Annotated in this window: 15 protein-coding genes and 1 pseudogene; 8 read left to right on the top strand and 8 right to left on the bottom strand. The window is 44.3% G+C overall.

From position 1 onward, the window contains the following. Nucleotides 1-11 precede the first annotated feature (11 nt). The 5 genes from KTR06_RS12905 (at nt 12) to KTR06_RS12885 (ending at nt 7,468) form a co-directional block, all read left to right on the top strand. Nucleotides 12-3,170, top strand: coding sequence for an efflux RND transporter permease subunit (locus KTR06_RS12905; RefSeq protein WP_217290404.1), 3,159 nt, complete (start codon nt 12-14; stop codon nt 3,168-3,170). Nucleotides 3,171-3,182: 12 nt separating this feature from the next. Further along, the gene (locus tag KTR06_RS12900) at nt 3,183-3,476 is read left to right on the top strand and encodes a PG0541 family transporter-associated protein (protein WP_049701227.1); all 294 of its coding nucleotides are present in this window, start codon (nt 3,183-3,185) and stop codon (nt 3,474-3,476) included. 222 nt (nt 3,477-3,698) lie between these two features. Beyond that, nucleotides 3,699-5,090 carry an SGNH/GDSL hydrolase family protein gene (locus tag KTR06_RS12895; RefSeq protein ID WP_120144853.1) on the top strand — a complete coding sequence of 464 codons (1,392 nt, stop codon included), beginning with the start codon at nt 3,699-3,701 and terminating at the stop codon, nt 5,088-5,090. Next, nucleotides 5,044-5,994, top strand: a complete 951-nt coding sequence (locus tag KTR06_RS12890; RefSeq protein ID WP_050541514.1) for an SGNH/GDSL hydrolase family protein — start codon at nt 5,044-5,046, stop codon at nt 5,992-5,994. Before KTR06_RS12895 ends, KTR06_RS12890 begins: the two co-directional genes overlap by 47 nt. After that, nucleotides 5,981-7,468 (top strand): MBOAT family protein, encoded by a 1,488-nt coding sequence (locus KTR06_RS12885; RefSeq protein WP_217290403.1) that lies wholly within the window; start codon nt 5,981-5,983, stop codon nt 7,466-7,468. Before KTR06_RS12890 ends, KTR06_RS12885 begins: the two co-directional genes overlap by 14 nt. A gap of 173 nt (nt 7,469-7,641) precedes the next feature. Here the strand turns inward: KTR06_RS12885 and KTR06_RS12880 are convergent, their stop codons facing one another. The 8 genes from KTR06_RS12880 to KTR06_RS12845 all read right to left on the bottom strand — a co-directional run bounded on the left by KTR06_RS12880 (nt 7,642) and on the right by KTR06_RS12845 (nt 21,309). Continuing rightward, nucleotides 7,642-10,809 carry a DUF4906 domain-containing protein gene (locus tag KTR06_RS12880; RefSeq protein WP_008645770.1) on the bottom strand — a complete coding sequence of 1,056 codons (3,168 nt, stop codon included), beginning with the start codon at nt 10,807-10,809 and terminating at the stop codon, nt 7,642-7,644. 2 nt (nt 10,810-10,811) lie between these two features. Next, nucleotides 10,812-13,283, bottom strand: a complete 2,472-nt coding sequence (locus tag KTR06_RS12875) for a DUF4906 domain-containing protein (RefSeq protein WP_229127533.1) — start codon at nt 13,281-13,283, stop codon at nt 10,812-10,814. 9 nt (nt 13,284-13,292) lie between these two features. Then, nucleotides 13,293-14,435 carry a FimB/Mfa2 family fimbrial subunit gene (locus KTR06_RS12870; RefSeq protein WP_087323008.1) on the bottom strand — a complete coding sequence of 381 codons (1,143 nt, stop codon included), beginning with the start codon at nt 14,433-14,435 and terminating at the stop codon, nt 13,293-13,295. Between the two features lie 21 nt (nt 14,436-14,456). After that, nucleotides 14,457-15,845 (bottom strand): hypothetical protein, encoded by a 1,389-nt coding sequence (locus tag KTR06_RS12865; protein ID WP_008645775.1) that lies wholly within the window; start codon nt 15,843-15,845, stop codon nt 14,457-14,459. 166 nt (nt 15,846-16,011) lie between these two features. After that, nucleotides 16,012-17,352 carry a membrane lipoprotein lipid attachment site-containing protein gene (locus KTR06_RS12860; protein WP_008645776.1) on the bottom strand — a complete coding sequence of 447 codons (1,341 nt, stop codon included), beginning with the start codon at nt 17,350-17,352 and terminating at the stop codon, nt 16,012-16,014. 194 nt (nt 17,353-17,546) lie between these two features. Next, nucleotides 17,547-19,094: a DUF3868 domain-containing protein gene (locus tag KTR06_RS12855; protein WP_217290402.1), complete on the bottom strand. Its 1,548-nt coding sequence runs from the start codon at nt 19,092-19,094 to the stop codon at nt 17,547-17,549. Nucleotides 19,095-19,104: 10 nt separating this feature from the next. After that, nucleotides 19,105-19,692 carry a DUF3575 domain-containing protein gene (locus tag KTR06_RS12850; protein WP_004313482.1) on the bottom strand — a complete coding sequence of 196 codons (588 nt, stop codon included), beginning with the start codon at nt 19,690-19,692 and terminating at the stop codon, nt 19,105-19,107. Nucleotides 19,693-20,130: 438 nt separating this feature from the next. Beyond that, a complete protein-coding gene (locus KTR06_RS12845; RefSeq protein ID WP_087323014.1) occupies nt 20,131-21,309 on the bottom strand; it encodes a site-specific integrase in 1,179 nt (392 codons plus the stop codon). 222 nt (nt 21,310-21,531) lie between these two features. Between KTR06_RS12845 and KTR06_RS12840 the strand changes: the two genes are divergently transcribed. The 3 genes and pseudogenes from KTR06_RS12840 to KTR06_RS24505 form a co-directional block, all read left to right on the top strand. Next, a complete protein-coding gene (locus KTR06_RS12840) occupies nt 21,532-22,536 on the top strand; it encodes an aldo/keto reductase (RefSeq protein ID WP_008645788.1) in 1,005 nt (334 codons plus the stop codon). A gap of 243 nt (nt 22,537-22,779) precedes the next feature. Continuing rightward, the gene (locus KTR06_RS12835) at nt 22,780-23,979 is read left to right on the top strand and encodes a hypothetical protein (protein ID WP_217290401.1); all 1,200 of its coding nucleotides are present in this window, start codon (nt 22,780-22,782) and stop codon (nt 23,977-23,979) included. 296 nt (nt 23,980-24,275) lie between these two features. Continuing rightward, nucleotides 24,276-24,560 (top strand): annotated as a pseudogene (locus KTR06_RS24505) (transposase); the annotation flags it as partial. Nucleotides 24,561-24,731: the final 171 nt, after the last annotated feature.

The raw sequence follows: 24,731 nt of genomic DNA, 5'->3' as shown, positions 1-24,731 counted from the left end.
AATAAAATAACATGAGTTTATACGAAGGTGCGGTTAAGAAACCGATTATGACCTCCCTCTGCTTCCTGGCAGTGGTGATTTTTGGTCTTTTCTCTTTGTCCAAGTTACCTATCGACTTGTATCCGGACATTGACACGAATACAATCATGGTAATGACCGCTTATCCCGGAGCAAGTGCTTCGGATATAGAAAATAATGTGACTCGCCCGCTCGAAAATACGTTGAACGCGGTGAGCAACTTGAAACATATCACCTCCCGTTCTTCCGAGAATATGTCATTGATTACATTGGAGTTCGAGTTTGGTAACGATATTGACGTTCTGACCAATGATGTGCGTGATAAACTCGACATGGTAAGTTCGCAGCTTCCCGATGATGTCGAGAATCCGATCATCTTCAAATTTAGTACGGACATGATTCCGATCGTGCTGCTTTCCGTACAGGCCAATGAAAGTCAGTCAGCCCTTTATAAGATATTGGACGATCGTGTGGTAAACCCGCTGGCGCGTATTCCGGGAGTCGGAACCGTGTCTATCAGTGGTGCGCCGCAACGTGAGATTCAGGTCTATTGCGACCCCAATAAACTGGAAGCCTATCACCTGACTATCGAAACAATCAGTTCCATTATCGGTGCCGAGAACAAGAACATTCCCGGTGGTAACTTCGATATCGGTAGTGAAACATACGCGTTGCGTGTAGAAGGTGAGTTCGATGATTCCCGACAGTTGGCAGATGTAGTGGTAGGTACGCATAATGGGGCAAATGTCTTTTTGCGTGATGTAGCCCGAATCGTCGATACTGTGGAAGAACGTGCACAGGAAACCTATAACAATGGTGTGCAAGGTGCGATGATTGTTGTTCAGAAACAGTCGGGAGCTAATTCGGTAGAAATCTCCAAGAAAGTGGCCGACGCATTGCCGAGGCTTCAGAAGAACCTGCCGAGTGACGTGAAGATTGGTGTCATTGTCGATACCTCCGACAACATTTTGAACACCATCGACAGTTTGACGGAAACTGTTGTTTATGCCTTGCTCTTCGTTGTCATCGTCGTGTTCCTTTTCTTGGGACGTTGGCGCGCAACATTGATTATCTGTATCACCATTCCGCTTTCGTTGATTGCCTCGTTCATTTACCTGGCTGTTAGTGGAAATACGATTAATATTATTTCGCTTTCATCACTTTCTATTGCTATCGGTATGGTGGTGGATGATGCGATTGTGGTACTTGAAAACGTAACGACCCATATCGAGCGTGGCTCCGATCCGAAACAGGCAGCCGTGCACGGAACCAATGAGGTGGCAATTTCTGTAGTCGCTTCTACGCTGACTATGATTGCCGTGTTCTTCCCGTTGACAATGGTAAGCGGTATGTCCGGTGTACTTTTCAAACAGTTGGGTTGGATGATGTGTGCCATCATGTTTATTTCTACGGTCGCTGCACTATCTTTGACTCCGATGCTCTGTTCCCAGTTGCTTCGTTTGCAGAAGAAACCATCGAAGATGTTCAAGCTCTTCTTTACTCCGATAGAGAAAGCACTCGACGGGCTCGATACCTGGTATGCGAAGATGCTGAACTGGGCTGTACGTCATCGTCCGATTGTCATTGTGGGATGTATTGCTTTCTTCGTTATCAGTTTAATGTGTGCAAAGGGTATCGGTACGGAGTTCTTCCCGGCACAGGATAACGCCCGTATTGCCGTGAAGTTGGAGCTGCCGATCGGTACACGAAAAGAGATAGCGCAGGAACTTTCAGAGAAGTTGACTAACCAATGGCTGACGAAGTATAAAGACATCATGAAAGTCTGTAACTATACAGTCGGCCAAGCTGACTCTGATAATACCTGGGCATCTATGCAGGACAACGGGTCGCATATTATTTCGTTCAACATCAGTTTGGTGGATCCGGGCGATCGTGATATCACTTTGGAAGCAGTCTGTGATGAGATGCGTGAAGATTTGAAAGCCTATCCGGAATTCAGTAAAGCACAGGTAATCCTCGGAGGTAGCAACACAGGTATGTCCGCACAGGCTAGTGCCGACTTTGAGGTTTACGGATATGATATGACGGTAACCGACAGCGTGGCAGCTCGTCTGAAACGTGAATTGCTGAAAGTGAAAGGTGTGACCGAGGTAAATATCAGCCGTAGTGATTATCAGCCGGAATATCAGGTAGACTTTGACCGTGAAAAACTGGCAATGCATGGTTTGAATCTTTCAACTGCCGGTAACTACCTGCGTAACCGTGTCAATGGTGCGGTAGCGTCTAAATATCGTGAAGACGGAGATGAATATGATATCAAAGTGCGTTATGCGCCCGAATTCCGTACAAGTTTGGAAAGTCTCGAAAATATCCTCATTTACAATGCGCAAGGACAATCCGTTCGTGTGAAAGACGTCGGAAAGGTAGTCGAACGTTTCGCGCCTCCTACCATCGAACGTAAAGACCGCGAACGTATCGTGACCGTTTCCGCAGTAATCTCCGGTGCTCCGTTGGGCGACGTAGTGGCTGCCGGTAATAAAGTGATAGATAAAATGGATCTTCCGGGAGAAGTCACCATTCAGATTTCCGGTTCGTACGAAGACCAGCAGGATTCGTTCCGTGATTTGGGAACACTTGCCATCCTGATTGTTGTGCTCGTATTTATCGTGATGGCGGCACAGTTCGAGTCACTGACTTATCCGTTCATCATCATGTTCTCCCTGCCGTTTGCGTTCAGTGGTGTCTTGATGGCGTTATTCTTTACGGGTAGCACGTTAAGTGTCATGAGTTTGTTGGGAGGTATCATGTTGATTGGTATTGTGGTGAAGAACGGTATTGTGCTTATCGACTACATCACTCTTTGTCGAGAGCGCGGACTGGCAGTCCTGAACTCTGTGGTAACAGCAGGTAAGAGCCGTCTCCGTCCGGTACTGATGACTACTGCCACTACCGTTCTCGGTATGATTCCGATGGCTATCGGTGGCGGTCAGGGTTCTGAAATGTGGAGCCCGATGGCGATTGCCGTAATCGGTGGTCTGACAGTATCTACTGTTTTGACGTTGATTCTGATTCCTACGCTGTATTGTGTATTCGCAGGAACAGGTATCAAGAATCGTCGTCGTAAACTCCGTCGTCAACGTGAATTGGATGTTTACTTCCAGGCGAATAAAGACAGTATTATTAAGAAATAATAAAGAAAGAATATGAAATCAGTATTGATAACATTCGATCAGGCTTATTACGAGCGAATCATGGCGTTACTCGACCGTTTGGGATGCCGTGGTTTTACGTACCTCGAAAAAGTACAGGGACGTGGTTCAAAGACAGGCGATCCGCATTTCGGAAGCCATGCCTGGCCAAGTATGTGTTCGGCTATCCTGACGGTAGTCGATGACAGCAAAGTCGATCCGTTGCTCGACACCTTGCATAAGATGGACTTGGAAACGGAGCAATTAGGCTTGCGGGCATTTGTGTGGAACATTGAACGGACGATCTGACCGATGTCCGGCATGTAAATAAGTAAAAAGGGAGAATCTCATAAATAATGTAGATTCTCCCTTCTTTTTTATTGCTTTTCTCTATCTTTGCAGCCTGAAAATGTCCGGCACCGATGAAGCCTCCTCCGGCACCGATAAGGAGATGGTTCGGCACTGAGGAAGAGGTAGCTCGGCACCGGGTAAAAACAAGAACTAAAATAGTGCCTATATCTACTTGTAAAGATGGAGATAATAAAGAATTATTTGAAATATTCGTTGTGGTTCGTACTGATTGTGTTTGCAGTCTTACTCGGGCTTCATTGGCTTCCGGCGCTGACTATTGACGGGCACACGATGAGGCGTGTAGACCTTTTGAGCGACCTTCGTTATCCGGAATCAGAGACTGCCGCAGCTGATTCGGACAGCATCCCTTTGCCTCCTGTTGTAAAACCTGCCTTTGTAGATACCTGTCGTACAGGTATGACTTGCATTGAAGATTACAGTGATTCCACTCTCCGGGGGATGACTCCTTTTTATAAAGCACTCGACCGTGTCTCTTCCGATGACTCCGATGACAAACAGGTACGTATTGCCGTATTCGGAGATTCCTTTATCGAAGCGGATATCTTTACCGCTGACTTACGCGAAATGCTTCAGAAACAATTCGGCGGTTGTGGTGTAGGTTTTGTTACCATCACTTCCATGACAAGCGGTTACCGTCCTACGGTGCGACATACGTTTGGCGGATGGTCCAGTCATGCGGTAACAGACAGTGTCTATTTCGATAAGAAGAAACAAGGCATATCCGGTCATTATTTCGTTCCCCGCAACGGAGCTTATGTAGAACTGCGCGGGCAAAATAAATATGCCTCCCTGCTCGATACTTGCCAGCGTGCCTCCATCTTCTTCCATAGCAGAGACTCCGTCCTCCTTTCTGTCCGTGTGAACAAAGGAGAAAACAAGAATTATTCATTAGGCCCTTCCGACGGATTGCAGCAAATCCAGGTAGACGGACGCATCGGCTCTATCCGTTGGACAGTAGACCGTGCAGACTCTACATTGTTCTATGGTTTGGCAATGGATGGAAAGAAAGGTATCATTCTCGACAACTTCTCGTTGCGTGGCAGTTCCGGTCTTTCTCTGCGGGGCATTCCTCCACAAATGTTGAAACAGTTTAACCGTCAACGTCCTTACGACCTCATTATCCTCGAATATGGTTTGAATGTAGCTACTGAACGGGGACGTAATTATGATAACTATCAAAAAGGACTGCTCACAGCTATCGAGCATTTGAAAGAATGTTTCCCACAAGCAGGAATCCTGTTGTTGAGCGTCGGTGACCGTGATTCTAAAAACGAGAACGGCGAACTTCGTACCATGCCCGGTGTGAAGAATCTGATTCGTTATCAGCAGAACATTGCAGCCGAAAGCGGCATCGCATTTTGGAATATGTTTGAAGCAATGGGCGGAGAAGGCAGTATGGCAAAACTGGTGCATGCCAAACCTTCTATGGCAAACTACGATTATACGCATATAAACTTCCGTGGCGGCAAGCATTTGGCGGGACTACTTTATGAAACGATGATTTATGGTAAGGAACAATATGACAGGAGGCGTGCTTATGAGCAAGAATAATCTGCAGTCTGTCTTTATTCTTATTCTCGCCGGTATGTTGAGTGTTCCTTGTTTCCTTGCAGAAGCAATCGCGCAAGACCGTATCCCTGCATGTCCTCCACTGGGAAAGACCGCAAAACTTATAAAGCCTTTACGGGAAATGAACTGGGCGAATGATACGATCACTGTACAAATATCCTTCCCTTCAGCTTTCCGCGAAACCGGTCGGAATGAGATTATTGACAGTATCGCTCTGCTAGCTCCCGTCTTCGAACATCTTCGCCAGGTGCGTGCCGGACTCTCCGAAGATACAGTCCGTATCGTTCATATTGGCGACAGCCATGTACGTGGACATATCTACCCTCAAACCATCGGTGCCCGTTTGACAGAAACTTTCGGTGCTGTTTCTTATATAGATAAAGGCGTCAACGGAGCTACTTGCCTTACCTTTACCCATCCGGATCGTATTGCCGAAATTGCCGCCCTGAAGCCCGAATTGTTGATTCTCTCTTTCGGAACCAATGAAAGCCATAACCGGCGTTATAATATAAATGTGCACTACAATCAGATGGATGAACTGGTGAAACTGTTGCGCGACAGTCTTCCTAACGTACCCATTCTTCTGACTACCCCTCCCGGTTCTTATGAAAGTTTCCGGCAGCGAAGGCGTAGACGCACGTATGCCATCAATCCACGTACAGCGACAGCAGCGGAAACCATTCGTCGTTATGCAAAAGACCATCGTCTGCTCGTGTGGGATATGTACGATGTAGTCGGAGGGAAGCGCCGTGCCTGCACGAACTGGACGGACGCAAAACTGATGCGGCCCGATCATGTACATTATTTACCCGAAGGATACATCCTGCAAGGAAATTTATTATACCAAGCACTTATCAAAGCATATAATGACTATGTTTCCCATTGATATAGATTTCAGTAGACTGAAAGAGGTACTTACCTACGATCCGCAAGCGCCAATGATATTCAGCAGCGGTATCTTCCTTTGGTTGTTCGCTGCTTTCATGGTGGTGTATGTGTTGCTACAACGCAAATACACCGCCCGTATCATGTTTGTTACTCTCTTCTCCTATTATTTTTACTATAAGAGTAGCGGCACCTATTTTTTCCTGCTTGCCATAGTCACCGTTGCCGACTTTTTCCTTGCGCAACTTATGGATCGTGTAGAGGGTTATTGGAAACGTAAAGGATTGGTCGCTTTGAGTTTGGGAGTTAATTTAGGACTTCTTGCTTATTTCAAATATACCAATTTTCTGGGTGGAGTGATTGCGTCATTGATGGGAGGAGAATTTACCGCTCTCGATATATTCCTGCCGGTCGGCATCTCCTTTTTCACTTTCCAGTCATTGAGCTACACCATCGACGTTTACCGAAGAGACATAAAACCATTGACCAATCTTTTGGACTATGCCTTCTACGTATCTTTCTTCCCCCAGTTGGTGGCAGGACCTATCGTGCGTGCCCGCGACTTTATTCCGCAAATCCGGAAACCCCTATTCGTCTCGCAGGAAATGTTCGGACGCGGAATTTTTCTGATCGTTTCCGGTCTTTTCAAGAAAGCTATCATATCCGATTATATCAGCATCAACTTTGTGGAACGTATTTTTGATAACCCTACTCTTTATTCCGGTGTTGAGAATCTGATGGGAGTCTATGGTTATGCTTTACAGATTTACTGTGACTTTTCCGGATATAGCGACATGGCTATCGGTATCGCCTTATTATTAGGTTTCCATTTCAATCTCAACTTTAATTCACCTTATAAGTCTGCCTCTATTACGGAATTTTGGCGTCGTTGGCACATCTCTTTATCCAGTTGGCTAAAAGATTATTTATACATTTCTCTGGGAGGAAACCGAAAAGGTAAATTCCGGCAATATCTCAACTTGATAATTACCATGTTTTTGGGCGGTCTGTGGCATGGCGCCTCCTGGAACTTCGTTCTTTGGGGAACTTTTCATGGAGTAGCTCTGGCATTACATAAAATGTGGATGTCTATCACCGGGCGTAAGAAAGGAGAGGAAAGTCACGGTTGGCGCCGTGTGTTTGGAGTAATTATCACTTTCCATTTTGTCTGCTTCTGCTGGATATTCTTCCGCAATGCCGATTTCCAGAATTCAATGGATATGCTGGGGCAGATATTCACTACTTTCCGTCCGCAGCTGTTCCCGCAATTACTTGAAGGATATTGGAAAGTCTTTGCGTTGATGTTGCTTGGCTTCCTGCTTCATTTTGCTCCCGATAGTTGGGAAAATGCGGCTTGTCGAGGAGTGATCCGTTTGCCTTTCGTAGGAAAAGCTGTCTTGATGGTAGCTTTGATTTACCTGGTTATTCAGATGAAGAGTTCGGAGATTCAGCCGTTCATATATTTCCAATTCTAATTAGTTAAATTTACTCCAGTACATTGGTTTAAAACCAAGAACTCGTTTCTCACCGAGAAACAAGTGTTTCCACACCGAGGAAACTACAGTTTCTCGGTGAGGAACAAATTGTTGGTTAAAATTCGGAAATGAAGTTTCCAATAATCTGATTGGTAAGTTTAATTTTGCTAAATCTACGGGATGTCCTTGATACAGCGTAACCGATTATAACTATTATAAGATGCCTTGGATCTATGATATATCGTAAGACCATAATTGGCATCAATAGCACCACTTGTTGCTTCTGTTGAATCCCAACTTTTTTTAGATGCTTGTGTGGAACTCCAATATCCATAGGAATAACTTTTTGCCTTATTTTTGTTTAATGCCTCAAATCCTGTTTCAGAAAAGTCTTTTTCTAATTCATGAACGAATATTAAAATCATGGATAGTTCCCGACTATTCGGCACACGCCAGCTTCCCGGTTCGTCTTTTCCACTCTTTCCTCTATAGGCGTAGCATCCGGTATTCGTGGCTTGTGATGGGATATCCCAATTTTGGCTATTGGCAGTATTGAGTCTACCGTTTGCTTCCGCCCAAGTCATAGTGATGCTGTTTGCTCCCGGATTCCCTTCGGTATCTTTGAGTATATCACTGGCAAGATTATTTTGCGTATCACCGTCATTGTACACGTCCGTAGGCGATACAATAAATCTGGATGATGAAAAAGAAGAAACTAAAATTTCGGGGGTAACGGTACTATTGTAGAGTATCGGATAATTTTTTCTCACGCGAGAAACTTTTTTGCCTAATGGTTGGGAAGTATCTGCTTGAGGATTGGTCGGGTCGTATTCTGTACCTTTTGTAGAATAACTATATAGATCCAATTCCTCATATAGCTCGGATTTCCCTTCGGCAGTCGTTCTATCTATGATTCCGTAAGGCAGAGTGGATAAATCTATCATGGCATAGGTGTCTCCATTGTCTATATATGTGGTTACTTTGGTTCCTGCTTTTCTTTCTGGAGGAACAGGTATGTCTCTGACACAGCGAACCCGTTTCCAACTGTCTTTACTTGTGTTGGCGGAAGTCCAGCCTGCCTGTTCTATCGACCAGCCGGGAGCACTGGTAATATTAAGTTCCGATGCTAATGCATTCGGGGCGTCATAAATAATAGTTCCGGCGGAGGCTAGTATCCCTAATGCTTGATATGTGGATGGTAAATACCATTCCAGTTCATTATTATCAGGATCGTTCGGGAGATAATCTATCACACCGTTTCCGTTTTTATCTCTATTTAAGTCATGACAGAATCTTGCATGGAAGCTGTTATAGTAATTATATTGATATAAGTCTATATTACCATTGATTTTTCGCATAGTTGGAATGATACTCTCCTTGTTGTAATTAACAACGTAGTTATCGGGATTTGTTGCTAAATTGAATGTTGCTTGTTTACCGTTCATAAAACTGCGGTAGTTTGTTTCGGCATCCTGATTCTGATTCCATGTATAATTGGTCAGGACATTATAATATCCGGAGTATATGTACTCTGCTGGTGTTATTTGATCGTCAATTCTGTTATTGTTTTCATTAAATGCATCGATGATGAGCCCCTCTGTGTATTGCCCATCTTTTATTTCACCGCCAAACAGACCGGCATAATGTCCTCTTTTTTGCTTAATGGTATATATTCCTTCACGTTTTTTGGAAATTCCTTCGGCGGTAATATCTTCGGTAGTCACTTTTACGTAGAGAGTTCGCTCATATACGAAATCGGAAGGGGTGTAGTTTGTAACAGCCTTATAAATCTTGTTTCTATCGAATTCGGGGGTTACAATCATCCCATTCTCATCGGTGATATACTCGTCCGCATATAGGTATAGTTTGAATCGTGTTGGCACGAAAATATTGGTTTCTATCTGATTGGTGAGTGTCTTTGCGCTACCATTGCGCACCACTTCCGTATAATTGGGGTAGGATGAAAGTTGCAGCCAGTTCTCTGTTGGAGAACCTATGTTAACTAATTGTGTGCATGTTGCATCCTTGTAAATGCCGACAGTTACTTTACGCCCTTGTGCATAGATGATAACCGGCCGCCATCCATAATGAGCGTCAAAATAAACACCAGATGCTCCATCTATTGTTGTCGTTTTATCGTCACCGGAAATTTTGCGTGATATTGCTGAAAGATAAACTTTCTGTTCGGCCGTATATGAACGGATACGTCCATCATTAAGATCAACAGAATTGATGATTGTTCGGAGATCATAATAGCTGTTTATTTCCACATCAAAATTATCCGTGTTGTTATTTCCAACATATATCTGGTGGACTGTATAAAGACTTCGACTGCTTTTGGCGTATGACCACGCTTCGATATTTGTACCGGCTTCGGGCGCTTTTCCCGTTCCGTCGGTCACTTTCCGGTATCTGTCCCTTTCGGATGCTATATCTGCTACGGTTCCTTGTTTGTTCTGCGCAACATACCATTGCGATGTGAAGAAGCCGTCCGTGTCCTTGTCTGCGTCTTCGAAAGCATTGTCGCTTTCCAGGTCTGCCATTGGGATATTGTCTATTACGTCTTTATCTGCCGATGCGGGGTTGATACATAATTTGGTGGGTACTTTGAGTAACCTCATACCTTCGAGCGTGTTTTCCGTGACATCGAATTTATGTTTCAGTGTGATGCGGGATACCAGCCGTTTAACTTCTATACCGCCGGAGAAACCATCCGGTGTGCCGTAGACAATTTCACCGTTGTCGCTATCTCCGGTTTTTCTTACGCTGACGCCTTTTGCGGCTCCGGCGTATGGAATTTCGCTCTCATTGGTTATCCGCGAATAGTAGAGCCCGTTTCTGTTGTCAACATAATCCAGTTGCAGGTTTTCAAGTTCGTTGATGTTTCGTATTTCCGCCAGGTTGGCCGCTACGGTTACTTTTTTGCCTAAAGCTACCAGGTAAAGCGTCTGGTCAGTGCCCACGCGTAGCGTGACATTCAGCAGAGCCATGTCGTTTACCATAGTCACCTCGCCGGAAACCTGCTGGGGCGAGCCATGTATGGAGCCGTCGCTATGAAACTGAAACAACCATAGATTGTACAGTTCCGTCACCTCTCCCGAACGTGTTTTGGCCGGAGATGTCTCTTTGAAGAATTCAATGGAAAAGCCTCTGCCGGCGGATTCGCTCCTCGATTGTAGCTGCTGCGGGATAGAAGCCGGGGGTATCTTAAAGCTAAGCGCTACTTTTACGCGTTCGCCTTCTTCTCCATTGCCGGAAGATGACAACAGTTCTTCTCTGATGCATGAGGTCAGAGCCATTATTGTCAGCACTATCAGTATATTTGTAGTTTTATTTTTCATGGTCACTTCGTGTTTTGGTAATAACTATAAGAGCTTGATGATATATCGCGATACCCAGATTCGTCTTTCTCTTTCATATATACAACAAAAGAAAGTCCGATAACATCCGGCGTATCATTAGCGAGAATATTCAGTTCCACGTCATATCCATGTTGGTTTCCATCTGTAATGGTTGCAACTGTGCTTTCTTCACCGCGGGGAGCGCTGAGATAAGTATACCGGACTTTAAGTTGAGCTCCTGTGGGCATGGCTACGTCGTCAGGAGTAAGTTCGATATGTATGGTATACTTGCCTCCCTCTCCTTTTATTCTATTATCGGTTCCCAGACCATTAATACTTGGTATTCCTCTGATGCTATATCTGTTCTGTGTTATCGTGAAATAATAAGTAGTCTCTTCACCGGTGAAGTGCATGGAAGTGAACTTCACTCCAAAGGTGCGGTCTTCGGTCCTTGATTCTCTGCGTGCGATGTACGCTTTGGGAGTCTGGGTATAAGAACCTTCGATTTCGTGCATAACTCCTGTGGCTAAAGGTGTGAATGAGAAGTCATCGAAATTCATGGAAGTTCCTACGTGGTCTCCGCTCTTGATAAGTTCCATTTTCCAATATGGCACGTTACTGTCCACATAGAAAGGCAGTCCGTTGATGGCTGCTCCCTTATAGTTTACGGACGTAGGCGGGTTGATTGTTATACGGGCTGCAGGAATGTTGTTTCTTACGCAACGAACGGTATATCCTTGTCCGGGAGCGGCTGCGCCGAGCACTGCTGCTGTCGGATTCTGGCTGTCGAAGGAGAATGCCTTGTTGCTTTCCGTGCTCCAATAGTTTCCCTTGTAATTATGGGAGGAAACCAGCACTCCGCTTTCATTGCGGTACTTGACGTTGGGTATCAGCAGTTCATGAAAAGAACAGTATCCATTATTATTTTCACTTTCTGCCCCGTTTGCTGCCTTCATCAATATGGCATATTCGGTAGGATTGGCCATGTGCCACTGTTGGTTGTCTACCTTCCCTTCCACACCTATCTGATGAGGGGATAATGCTGCCAGACGACAGGGATCTCCCTTACCCTGTGCTACCAGTTCGGGCGTATTCCCTGATGGGATATTGCTCGCATCCGTGATATAAGGGACATCATCCCAGCTACCGATACCCGTCACATTGAAATTTCCGGGATACCAGACTACGTCATTGGTTGTTGTGGCACCCGTTGGCGCGACGAAATTCTTCTCCTCGGTAACTGTCGCATCATTACCGGTCGCTATCAGGCTGCCGTATTTGAACAGGGCATCGTGGTAGGCGTCGCCTTTATATACTTTAAGTATGCCGGAATAAGCCGTGTAGTCACTCCACACATTGACATTCTTGTTGAAGTCCGCCTCCCGGTCACTCACGATGACCAGTCCTTCTACCGGCTTCCAGTTTACCGTGATGTTGTACAGCTTGACAGGTTCAATCACCACATAGATGCCTTTGCTGCCTATCTGTTTAATGGTCGCATAGACATTATAATTGGTATTACGGAGGAGTCTGAAATTAGCATCTCCTTCACGGAGCAGTATCTTGTACGTAGTGGGTACGCCCCCATAAGTTGCGTTGATAAACAAATAAGCGGCATTATCCGGGTCAGTAGCTTTTGTTCCGTCGTCCGTTCCATTCTCATAGAACGATTTTTCCGCAATAATGGCGGTTGGAAAGGTATGATACAGTTTGCCGTTGTACTCTTTGTCTCCCTCGGATGCGGAAATGGTCATTTCGGAACCATTGAAGAGATCCTGTTTGGTATTGTCGGCATCCAGCCGGTCTACCAGATAGCTGTTGCGTGGTATATTGCTAACCTGCACGTTGCTGATTTTTATTTCTTCCGTCACCGCATCGTCCTGTCGCAAAAACACGGATACTTGCGACATCACGCGGGGCATATCGATGCTTGCGGTTGCGGATGCAGCCGTGAAGCCACCTTTGTATCTGCTGCTTTCCGAATTGTATACGGGGCGCAGTTGCACCACTCCTTGTCCGGACGTCGTTCCCGGTTGAATCTTTATCTCACCCAGATTGGCCAACGGCATATTGCTGGAGGTCAGCGTGCTGTTTTGCCAGTCGAATCCGGCGCCGTCGATATCAGTACGCTTCGTCACGGCATTCAGTTTCTCCGTCAGTTCGGGCGTCTCGTTGATGATGGCGGCGAAATAATATACTCCCGGGCTGACAGCAAGATTGAACAACCCGCTGTCGTCAATGTTCAGCGTCCCGTTGGAAGTGGTATAATTATTTAATAATGTCTCATTCTGAAAGAGCATGAAACGCACTTTCTCTATGGTCACTCCCTCCACCACGCTGCCGGTAAGGGCTTTGGTCTTTATCTGTACGGTCACTTTCTCCGCTTCAGGCAGGTTCATCACAGCGGATTCTTTGGCGCAGCCCGACAGGAGCGCGGCCGCGGCCAATGCCAGTATTCTATATCTTATTCTCATTTTCATATCCTATTCAGCAGGTTTTACGTTCACAATTTCCCATTCTCCGATAAAGATTCTGATGTTCAGGTTAGCGCCGATGCGTACTTCCACCGGATGTTCGTATATCCGGTCGAAATCACTCTGCGATTGGTAGATATACGCTCCCGTGTCGGGGTTACGTGCCTTGAACAGCATACTGACGATGTCAATCGGCTGTTCCGGAATCCTGCGTCCGCCGGGTGTCTCGATATATAAAAGCACCGGGCGGTCCATTGTCAGCCGCAATACCTTGATGTCGGCAGAGAGCGTGTTCGCGTCCATCGATGTCTTGAATGGAGAGTAGCGGACGGAGCGGGTGTACCCGTCAAATGTGTTGTCGGACTTATACCTCTCGTCGGTGGCAACTGCCCACAGTTTGAAGTCCGTATCCCGGTTCGCGGCGGGCGTGTCCCGGACTTCTGGCGTGAGATGCTCCGTTCCGCTTAAAGTGATTTTCAGTAGGTTGGTGTTGCGGATTAGTTCGATGCGGCGTGTAGTGACCACGCTGTTTTTAACTTCCACGGTTTCATAGGTATATATATCGCTTTGGGGATGGCGGGATCCTGCCGCGCCATACCACAGGTCGTTTATCTCCTCTGCTTCCGGAACAAGTTCTTCGGGCAGTCCGGATGCCGTCCGGCATTTTAGGAACATATAGAGGTCGTCCGCCATTGTCGCTCCCAGTGTGACGTCTTTCCTTAAATTATGGCTTGCAGGATTTTTCATTTCTCCATGAAGATAAGTAGTGTTGTCTTTCTGCCCGTTATCCGCCCATGATATAATCCTGTATTTTCCCGGCGGCACTTTATCCAGATTCATCACATACTCGTCAGAGAGCTTTCCCCACGGGTTCGGTTTTGACACCGTCTGTATCTGTCCGTTTTGCAGGTAACTATATTCCAGTTTGTCTCCGTTGTCTGTCGCGTGGAGTTGAAGTATGCCGTCTGTGTCAAACAGGTACACGTGAATCCGCCGCACCTTTTCGCCAAAGAGATTGCCGTTGCCGGTATGATGGGTGAAGTAGAAATCGAGTCTGAGTCCCGAAAAGCAATCTTCCGTGTTCTCTTTGGTGCATCCTGCGAAAAGAGATGCAGTAATCAGGAGTATTCCTATGAAGTATGTTCTATTCATTCTTTCTTTTATTTTCTCCGGTTAAAGTTCTACTTCCAAGTCTTTGTCTCTCCACTTGGAGACACGAAGTCCGAGTGCGAGATCTGCGCCTTCAGGTTCGGGCACGTGAGACGTCTGATCGAAATCTTTGATGATGGGATCAGATTCCGTTGCCTTATCGCCATCGGTAATGCGAACGTCCAAACCCAATGACCATGGGGTGATAACGACATCATCAAGGTCGAGGGAATAGCAATACCCCGGCTTAAATGCGTTGATAATTTCATTATTACTTTTGTCGCTGAATGCCCTGACCGTCAACCAGCGTTTTATCTTATCGGTACTAAAGCCCATAATCAGATGAGGCATTCCGTCTTTGATTTGTTGCAAAGTAGCGTCTGCCGCCATCGATTGGGGAAAAAGATGAAAAGCGTTCACCTTTGTAGTCTCTGATGTTCTTGCGTCATACATATTGGACTGCTGTCCTCCTTTCTTGTATTCAGCAAAACCTGTGATCATGTTCCAGTCGGAGATACCATCGTTTGTATTCTTTATGATAGTGGCGGCGTTGAGGCTCGGCTTGAAATAATTCATATAAAAATAGAATCCGGTTGGCGTGCTGTTGATATCGAAGCCGTCGGGGAAGGGCGACCGGATGAGCCGGACACGATAGGAATAGATAGCGGCAGCGGTAGTGTTCGTTCCGTATTTCTTCCTGAAATTCTCCCGCGCGCCTGCTTCGGCTGCGGTGATATCGGCTTCGGTGAAGTTCTTGATTTTGTCTCTGCCTGCGGTTCCGTCCGTCCAGTCGAATGAAGCGCCTGTGGTTGCAGGGTTGGTGACCACGATTTCCCCCGGTATGATTTCAAACCGGCTCAATACGGGAGCCACTTCCACGATGGCTTTCACCTTGACGGAGAAAGGGTCAGATTCCTCGGGGATGACGATAATTTCTTTGGTAACTCCTTCGTAAGGAATCTCTGTCCGGTTCATGGTAGGGGCGGGCGGGTCGTCCTGACTGCTCACCTGTAACTGGTTGATAAGCGGATTCTCCTCTTTAAACCGGTTTATCGTCACTTTCACGTATTGGGTTGTTACCGGAATCTTGGGTATGGAGAGTCTTGCCAACTCTCCGGTGGCGGTATTCCTGATGCCTGCAATCTCTGCATCGGTGGCTGTATAGGTGAATATAGGAGCGGCTTCAAGAGATTTATATAAATCGACTTTCAGCGTTTTTACCTCTGTAAAAGGCAGTACATATCCTTTGCCGTCGTTGCCGGTGATGGGGGCGTCTACGGCTCTGGTGGAGACGCTGCCTAACGATAAATTAATTTGTAGCTCGATGCCGGAGTTTTCCGGCGAAGCAACGCGGCTCTCCTGGCTACAACCTGTCAGCATGGCAATCAACCCTACGAAAAAGACTTTTCTCATAATTCTGCATCAAAAAATGAATCTCATACTAACCGTTACAGGGTGCGGTTATCACCCGTTGCCGTCATTCTTTCCGGGGGAAGGGAGACGGCTTCGTGAAGGGAAGTGGTAATCAGCCACGTCCCCCCTTTTTTATGCGTCGTTTAACGTCCGGTAATGGTCGTAATTACCACTCGGGTTTCACGTTGACAATGGTCCACTCGGTGATCTTGACAAGAACGTCGAGGTCTTTGCCTACCGGTTCCGGATTCGGGTCTGTCGGGTCTATGGGTTCCGGTATTTCAGGACCAGCTGTATCGTTAGCGGTAACTTTCAGCTTGGCGGAATATTGATTGATATTAATATCGGCGGCATTCAGTACATATACTTTGCCGGCGTCGAAAGAGGTAACCAATGCATCCGCAGCTTTCAATGCACGGATTGTCAGCCATCGGGTGGAGGCTGTACCGCTAGTGGCAAGTTTCAGGACGAAGTGCGGCATACTTGTTTTTACATCGGTAGTGCTGGCGCCTGTGCCGTTTGTTGCTGTTTGAGGGAATAAATTGTATGCGATAACTTTGTCTGCTTCTACAGTGGTATCGAACATTTTTTCCATATCACCATCTATTTTATATTTATCCTTAGCAGCATCGTTCCAGTCACCTGTACCGTTGTTGGCATTTATGACCAGATTTCCACCTTTGGTGAGAGGAATATTATTCATATAATATCCGTCAATATCTGTAATCGTGTATGCAGCATCGTATTCATACGTGACGGTGTATGTGAAGCTCCATGGCGAAGGATCCGCAACTCCCGGATTTGCTTTTCTCCACGCTTCTTGAGCGGCTTTCTCTGCCGCTGCAATTGTGGCATCGCTTACATGGGCTTTAGCCTGGTCTTTTGTTCCGTTTGTAACTCCGGTTGGTAGTGTACCGCTTGTTGAACTATTCACCTTAATGTCTGATGCCTTGCCGTGAAACTCGAAACGTGACAATACAGGCGCCACGGAAACTTCGACACTGTAAAGGTCGTTCGTGCTGCCGTCTGTTCTTTCCCCTCCTGGTGTTTTCAATGTGATATCTTCAGGTGTACCACGATATTCCATCTTCGTGTATCCTATCTGCAAGTCATTGATGTCGGCAGCGCTCTTATCAACGTTCATATAAACGTTCACTTTAGTCGTAGCGCTGGGAATGTTGCTAATATTAACGGGTTTGCGGCCTGCAGCAGCGGCAGTCTGGTCGTCACCTTTTGCCGTAGCTACCTGCTCGGGTGTAAAGTCATACGTGCCAAGCGAAGCATCGGATGCGTTGAAATACTCGATGGTAATGTTTTGAATATTGCTTCTGACCGCTGTTATTGCTGTGGTCACTTCGTCATCGCTCATTCTCGTTTTAGGAGTAGCGACATCAAAAGAAAAATCGAGTGATTTCAGGTTCGTTGTTTCTTGGGTCACCTCGTTGTTCTCATTGGAGCAAGCGGAGAGAGTGGCGGCGAATAAAGCCATGAAAATAATTTTCTTCATTGTTTTTATAAATAAAATGTTTAATAATTGCGTCAGCTTTTGCTTTAGCTTTTGTTTTGCCCGTTTGATAGTTTGGTCCCTAAACAAACTATAGGTGAATGCTTACCTGTAGGAGGTTGTTTTTTGTTATGCTTTCCTGTTTTTTAAAAGTGTTTATAAATCAGTTATTTATCTCTGTTATTAATCTTTGTTGTTTATCTCTGCTGTTTTTTCTTTGACTGTTGTTGCCTGATAAGAATGGCATTCTCCTGCTTCTTTGCCATTTCTGCCAGATTTTGTTTGGCTTCCGGCAGTCCGGCTTCCGTTGCTTTGTTCAGGTGTGATGCTGCTTTGTCATAGTTGCCGCAAAGCATTTCCAGTACTCCCATTGTGTTGTGGCATTCGGGGATATCGAGTGATTTTTCTATTTTGCTCAAATATCGCTTGGCGTAGACCGTATCTTTGCGTGACAACGCGGCTGCTGCTGCATTCAGATTGGCGGTCACGTCGTCGGGATATAGCTTCACGGCAGTTTCGAACAGGTCGATAAACTCTTGTGATCCCTTTTCGTAGGTGTTGGCAACAAGGAACATCTCATTCAAGCTAAGGTTTTGCGGACGGCTTTTGAATACCTCTTTAGCCTGTTCGATGCTGAAATTTCTGACGTCAAAGTCAATCTTACAAATCGCTTTGCGAAGCAAGGGGCAGAACTCCCGGATGATGTATCTGTATGGCTCGCCGCCTTTCAGATTCATCAATGTTTTTTTGCGCCTCACTTGGTCAGCGTAGCCACATTCGGCCGGGAAAGACCCGATGAACTCTAAAACTTCTTTACGATACGGCATTTGGGACGCCTCTACACATTCTTTGAGTCCGTCCCAGTTCTCACCCCCGAAAGCGACTTGGTATAAACTCCGCGGATAATCGAATCGTGAAGCCAAATAACCGGTCAGTGCTTTGGCCCGGCCTTCGGACAACCGTTGATTGTTGGACAGCAAGCCTTCCGGTGAAGCGTAACCGATTACGTTGATTGCGCGGACTGTGACGTCCGGGTCGTCTTTTATCCCGGCAACGAGGTCGGTGACTTTCTTCAGTTCCTGCGGATTATTCATGTAATCGGGGCGGATGTCGGTCTTGTTTACAACGAAATCCAGAAAAGCCTCGCTGATGATTTCGCGTCTTTTTACCGGTTCGACGACAGGTTGCACGTATGCCATGCTGGGAGTTATTTCGTACGGCTCTATTATTTTCTCTGGCGTTATCCGGTTGGCAAGCATGGTGATGCCTATCCTCCGCACAGGATTGCCGCAGCCGCAAAGGTCTTCATACATATCCAGCTTTGCGTCCGCCATCCACGGGTTGTATTTCACGGCTACGCTGTATGCAATTGTTTTTGCGTTCTCCGATTTGAATCCGGGGACGACTGCATACGGAGCTTCTGCGGCATACGTCGCTTTTTCCCGGTTGCTCATCAAGGCGGTTTCCCGTCGGTACACGTTATAGTTTTCACGTCCTTTGACGACTACTTCGGGCAGGTCCAGCCTGTCGCCTGCCGCTACCAGAGCGGGAATCAGGCTGATCGAACGGCGTGAATCTACGTTTACCCCGGAAATGTCGAAAGAGAGTTTCACGTACACTGAATCCCCTTCCTGTTGCAGGGACAGCGCCGTGACGTGTATTTTCCCGGAATACTCTTTTTGCTGTGCTGATGTGTTCGTGCAGAACAACAACACGATGACGAATAGCATATATTGTCTTTTCATGTTTGTTTGTCTATTTAAGGTAATATATCAGTGATATTCCCGCTTTCGTAGGACCGAAATAATTTCTGCTTTCTGTTCCGATTTTTTCGCCGCACTTTTGGCATTTGTACTTGTCATAGTGCAAGCGTGCATATCCGATTCCTAGATTGGCTTCAATACTCCATCGTATGCCTAGAAAGAAGTTGTAGCCGTATGAAATTCCCCCTCCGTAGCCATAGCCTTCGAAGCGGTATTCTTTAGAACCTTTCCCGAATATGAGTGGCAAATCCTGTTGCGCAATATTATATTGGCTACCGAGAACGTGCACTCCGAGAAAGTGGCCGGAGAAGCGTTGGCATAGCCAGTAACGATATTCTATTTCGCCTAGCCAGTGGACTAGTTTTTTGTTGTTTTCAGCCGTTCCGTCAAGATTCCAGGGATTATAGCCGCCGCCTAAATCGAGTGTGCTTCTTTTACCCAAACCTATTTCAAGACTAAGATTCGGGGTATAGGTATAACCTCCGTAAAGTAAATTTGTTTTTATGGCTATATCCTGCGCTCTCGAGTATGAAACGAGGAGGGTTAGGATGAGGAGGGTGAAAATACTTCTTATTTTCATTATATTTACTTGTTGATTATTTTTGTATGTGTGTTTTTAAGCTTGTACTATTTGCCAGTTTGTTTCGTTAATTGAAAAAAATGTAATATCTGCCTATTCTTTCTCTTCAAAAGAGACGGAATAAAACTTGTACTATGCGCGTAATAGTCTTATAATTAGCTGTATAGTTATGCGCTTGGCTGACGGAAAGTTTCTTTTATTTATGAAATATGGGTAAATATATTTGCGGTAACTTGAATTCATAGTGGGTTGATTATTTTGAATATAGCTTAAATATTGTTTGAGAAATACTTGCGAGTAAAGATTTAAATTGTTTATTTTGCAAATAAATATTTTATTCCGTCTCTTTTGAAGAGAAAGAATTGCAGTGAACAATAATGTGTAAATCAATTGATTATGCATAGACTTTAATTCCATCTTGCAGTCCTGCATATATTCTTATATACTGGAAATCAGTTTGGCATTAGCATCATCAATCACGGACCTGTCAAGAGATGAGAGATATATTCGGGTTGTCTTTTCGCTATTATGTCCCATACTTTCACTGATGATTTGTGTAGATATACCTTTTTTCTTGGCTAGTGTAGCCCAACTATGGCGCGCCACGTATGAAGTCAAAGGTTTGGGAAGTCCCATGAAGCCGGAGATTTTCTTTAAATGAATATTATGGAGTCTCAAGGCACTATCATAATTCTGTGTACTTTCTGATAAAACAGGAAATAAGAAAGTTCCGTTACTGTTATGAGAGTATCTATCAATAATAGTTTTTAAGCATATTTCTAGTTTTATGCTAAGTTCTTGTCCGGTCTTATGGCGTCGGTAAATAATATATTCTCCTTGAATATTCTCTTTGGTTAGGTACGCTAGATCAATAAAAGCCATCCCTCGTGCATAAAAGCTGAACATAAACATATCGCGTGAAAAAGCCAATCGTGGTTTTGACGATAAATCCAATGTTTTAAATCTTGATATGACATCTTCGTCTATTGCCCGTTTGATGGTTTTATCATTGCCTACGAATACTTTTTTAAATGGATGCTTTTGTTCTGTATAGCTTTCTTCGACAGCTCTATTATAAATGGCTCTTAGGTTTCGCATATAGAATGAAATAGTATTATTACATATCTGTTGCTCTTTCAGATATTTTTCATAGTCTGAAATAAGTTTAGGAGTCAGTTCTTCGAAAGAAATGTCAACTCCGTTTCTGAACCGGAGGAAACTTTTTACCGAAGCTATATATGATTTTGCGGTTCGGGGTTGGTTCTTGATATACAAATCATTTGTGACACTCTTGCTGAATACGGATAATAAGCTTTCACCTTGAATTTTTTTGAAAAGTTTGATGATGGTATCAATGTTGTTTTCACTTGTCAGAATGTGCTGAAGGTGTCGAATATCCCGGATGATGGAGTTTTCAATGAGTTGCAGTTCATATCTGCGCTGATATTCGGCATTTGATATCGCAATTAGCGAACGTTTCTCATTCCACTCGTGTGAATGAATCTTATACGGAGTTGTTATCTCTCTGTATTCTTTATTCCTTGTCAACAGATAATAGATTGTTCCTTTCTTTTTCTTAATTGTTGATTCTCTGAATTTAACCTTGATAGTTATCATATTTTTCTATTTTTTTAGGTAACGTGGACTACCGGCTATTGTTTTTTGTAAGGGGTAGAACGGTTTTATATTTTTGTTTAATTGTCTCAAGTAAAGAGACTGTCAGGGTTGTTATGGAAATTTTATTTAAATAATGCTGCCGTAAAATTTAGGCTGGTTCAAAAGTATTATTAAAATATATTTTCCTTTCTTTGTGAAAGGAAAATATAAACATTCTGTTTTATGGAAAACTCTTTCAGTTATCAGCCGGCAGCCGGACGCTACGAACGGATGCCCTATAAATATTGTGGCAAGAGCGGCTTGCAGTTACCTTTAATCTCTTTGGGGTTGTGGCACAACTTCGGTAGTGTGGACAATTTCGATGTGGCAACCGACATGATTAAGTATGCATTCGATCATGGTGTCACTCATTTCGACCTGGCGAACAATTACGGCCCTCTTCCCGGAAGTGCCGAAATTAATTTCGGACGAATTTTGCGAGAGAACTTTCAGGGTTATCGGGATGAAATGATCATCTCTTCCAAAGCCGGTCATGACATGTGGGCTGGTCCTTATGGCGGAAATAGCTCCCGTAAAAATCTGATGGCGAGCATTGACCAAAGTCTCCGTCGGACAGGGTTGGAGTATTTCGACATCTTTTATAGCCATCGTTATGATGGAGTTACTCCGGTCGAAGAAACCATTCAGACATTGATTGATATCGTGAAACAAGGGAAAGCGCTGTATATCGGAATCTCCAAATATCCCCCCGAACAAGCACGCATAGCCTATGAAATGATGGCAAAAGCCGGTGTTCCCTGTCTCATCAGCCAGTATCGGTATAGTATGTTCGACCGTGAGGTGGAGGCGGAAACACTTCCGCTGGCAGCAGAATATGGTTCCGGTTTCATCGCCTTTTCTCCTTTGGCGCAAGGACTGTTGACAGATAAATACTTGAATGGTATTCCGGAAGGTTCTCGTGCCGCACGTTCTTCGGGTTTTCTCCAGCTTTCGCAAGTGACGCCTGAAAAGGTAGAAGCCGCCCGCCAGTTGAATGAAATAGCCCTCCGACGTGGACAAACACTTGCTGAAATGGCACTGGCATGGGTATTGAAAGACGAACGGATGACTTCGGTGATTGTGGGCGCAAGCTCTGTCAACCAGTTGGCCGACAATTTGAAAGCACTGGATCATTTGGAATTCACGGCAGATGAGTTGAAAGAGATCGAACAGATTTTACCTGAATAATTTCAGTCTGAATCGTATGCTGATTTCACCTTATTATTGAAAATGATAAGGTGAAGTCATCTATTTTAAGGATGCTCCTGTCCAGTCATATACATATTTCCAAGATTTAACCATGCGATTGCATCTCCTCTGGCTGCTGCTATTTTAAAATATTCAAAAGGTTTTTAAAGTCACTAGCATCTATATCATTTAATAACAAAAGAATGGAATATTATTGAGTAAAAAAACAGAAAAGTGTTAGGAATGCTCGAAAAAAATATATACATTCGTATAATATTCACCTTAAATACTTGTGATATGAAGCAATTAACTGTAGTATTCGCTCTGTTGTGTATTTTTGCTTGTAGTAGCGAAGATATTGTAAGTACCGTTGAGGAATCTGTAAAGCCGGCTAATGAAGTGGCTATACAAACTGTTAATTTGCTTGATAGCCTTGAAATTATGGATTATATTTATAGCATTATTGGACCGATGGCTAAGACACGATCAAATCTACCAGGGGGAGGGTATATTCTTCCTGATAATTGGGATTCTCAATTAACAGATGAACAGCGCGAATTGATCAGGAACTCTTTCCCACGACCTCTCTTTTCTGCTGAAAGGAATGCTTTAAGGAAATCGTTTCCTTTAGTTGAATATTCCAATACAGTTGTTATGAATTATCCGTCATCTGGATATAATTGTTTTGCCTATTCGTTGGGGTTTAATAATAAGTGGATAGAGTTTAGTACTTGGGATCAAGTAAGATATGGATATGAAAATGCGAGTTCCGTGTATCATGCCGCTTATGATTACATGAAAGGGGCAACCTCAATATCAAGATACTATCCTGTAGTTTGGGGTTGGGGAAATACCCCTCTGCATGCATCTCTTGGAGGTAGTCCCCATTGCGAGGCACCTTATTCTAAGATGGGGCGTATGTGGCTATTGTGGCACCTTGTAAGTGTGTTTTCTAATGGAATGTATGGAGTTCCTGTGGAAACCTATGGGGCAGTTTCTCCTACCCGTAGTCTAAGTGAAATAGATGCTAATGCAATGAAAGAAATAAGTGAGGATATTCACGAAAATATAATCTTCTCACCGGATGAGTTGATGATGATTGCTAGAAAAGTAAAAACATGTAGAGATAGTTCAAGGTTTGAATCTCTGTTTAATGAATGGAAGGAAGCATGGCATTACTCGCTTAGTAATAACACTGCTACTACAAGAAATTTACCTCAATATGCCGATTTAAAGGCTATGGGAAAAGAAATCATTCCATTATTGATTGAGAAGATGGTAACAGAAGAGGATAATTTCTTTGCAATAAGATTGTATGAAGATCTACAAGATAATCCTAATCTGATAATACGATATGTGAACGATGATCCACACCAACTTGAAGGATTACAACAAACAACCAAAAAAACTATAAAGAAGTGGTTAGAATATAATTCCAATTAAAGTTATCTTGGGAATGATAGGTTGTTGGATATTGCGTATACCTTTAAATTAAGAATATCGGCTCAAATTGGGCCGATATTTGAATATAAATATTCAAGAAATGGGATATCAATAATAATAGAGATAAGTCTGTTTTTAGGATCTTTTGCTGGAGTGTTTCTCGTTTGATTTTACTGTGAAAAACTTATTTGTAGTCTTAATCGAAAAATGGATTTTTGAGGTAAAGAAAATATGAATAATATTTCTCTGCTTTTGAAAGAACTGAATGTCATATGTGAGGATTATGAACGTAGGGAAAACTTACTGAATACTTTCAGTTCACATCGGATATGCATCGTATGATTTATACCATAAATACAGTTGAGGACTGTCATCATCAGATACGGAAAGTGACAAAAAAACAAGGGCGTGTTCCCTAACAACACCGCCCTTAAAAAACTGTTTTACCTCGCTTATCGCAATATATGTAAGAAATGGACCATGTCATACTGGCTAACTGGGGAGCTAGTGCACGACAACTGGCGATAAAATTTGTAGATAGGTTTAAAATGTTGCAATTTTACGTCCGTTGGGACGGGTAGTCCTGCTCCTTGGCGCTGGCCGTTCACCGACCGATGAGATTGAATGAGAATAAAGCATACATAGTTTAATTTACACATCTCCCTGCCTGGTGAATGATTCCTCTTGTTCTTTTCTTCTGCAAACGATTTTTCATTTTCATTTCTCATATTCTCATAAATAATACGGTAATT

This window comes from Bacteroides sp. MSK.20.12, assembly GCF_019052435.1.
Classification (GTDB): Bacteria; Bacteroidota; Bacteroidia; order Bacteroidales; family Bacteroidaceae; genus Bacteroides; species Bacteroides xylanisolvens.
The sequence above is the reverse complement of the archived record's forward strand: the minus strand, read 5'-3'. Positions and strand labels throughout refer to the sequence as shown.